Below are 1,199 nucleotides of genomic sequence, written 5' to 3' on the forward strand. Positions count from 1 at the left end.
GGTAATCCCCCCGTTTTTAACGGGGCTCGTCAGTAGAATTCACGCGGCCATTTTCAGTTTCTGTGCGGGCGTTACGCCGCCGATGCCCATATTGGGACGTTCGTTGTTGTAGGTCCATAGCCACTGCGTGGCAAATTCCTGCGCCTCCTCAATGCTTTCGATGATATATTGGTCGAGCCATTCATTCCGAACGGTGCGATTGTAGCGCTCAACATACGCATTCTGTTGTGGCTTGCCGGGTTGGATATGGCTCAAGGCGATGCCTTGGTTGGCAGCCCATTCCATCAGTTTGCCACTGACGTATTCCGGCCCATTATCAACACGAATTGCGAATGGTTTGCCGCGCCATTCGATGATCTGGTTGAGGCTGCGGATGACGCGTTCGGCAGGCAGCGAGAAGTCTACCTCAATGCCCAGACCTTCGCGGTTGAAGTCGTCCAGGACGTTCAGCAGCCGGAATTGCCTTCCATCCTCCAGCCGGTCGGCCATGAAATCCATGGACCAGACCATGTTCGGCGCATCTGGCACGGTCAGAGCATCGGGCTTGTCCCGCTTCAACCGCTTGCGCGGCTTGATCCTGAGGTTCAATTCAAGCTCACGATAGATGCGGTAAACGCGTTTATGGTTCCAGTGATGCCCCCGGACATTGCGCAGATAAAGGAAACACAGACCGAAGCCCCAGGTCTTCTTTGCCCGCGTCAGTCCGATCAGGAGATCGGCAATCTGCCCGTTCTCGTCGTTCAGCCTGGCGCTGTAACGATAGCATGTCTCGCTGACCTCGAAGGTGCGGCAGGCAAGCGCAACGCTCACCCCTCGCAACGCCACTGCTTTCCCGGCCATCTCCCGGCGTTGAGATGGCCGTGTCACTTTTTTCCAAGAGCCTCTTTAAGCAGTTCCGCCTGCATGCTCATCTCCGCATACATCTTCTTCAGGCGACGGTTTTCGTCTTCCAGAGCCTTCATCTGACTGATCATCGAGGCATCCATGCCACCGTATTTGGATCGCCATTTGTAGAATGACGCAGTGCTCATTCCATGTTCCCGGCATAACTCGGGTACAGGAACGCCGCCTTCCGCCTGGCGAAGGATGGCAAGGATTTGTGGTTCGCTGAATCTGCTCGTCTTCATTAAAATCTCCTCGATCATATAGCCCGAGAAAATTCTACTTTTGAAGCCCGTTATTTGGTGGGGGGATTACCA

General features: G+C 54.6%; 1 protein-coding gene. It reads right to left on the minus strand.

The annotated features are described in order from the left end of the window. Positions 1-39 precede the first annotated feature (39 nt). Positions 40-1,127, minus strand: a protein-coding gene (locus KWJ32_RS28080) for an IS3 family transposase (protein ID WP_086000475.1) whose coding sequence is annotated in 2 segments (ribosomal slippage) — positions 40-866 and positions 866-1,127 — 1,089 coding nt in all. Because the reading frame shifts where the segments join, the coding sequence is not laid out codon by codon here. Positions 1,128-1,199 lie beyond the last annotated feature (72 nt).

It is taken from the genome of Ochrobactrum sp. BTU2 (assembly GCF_024539785.1).
GTDB lineage: Bacteria > Pseudomonadota > Alphaproteobacteria > Rhizobiales > Rhizobiaceae > Brucella > Brucella anthropi.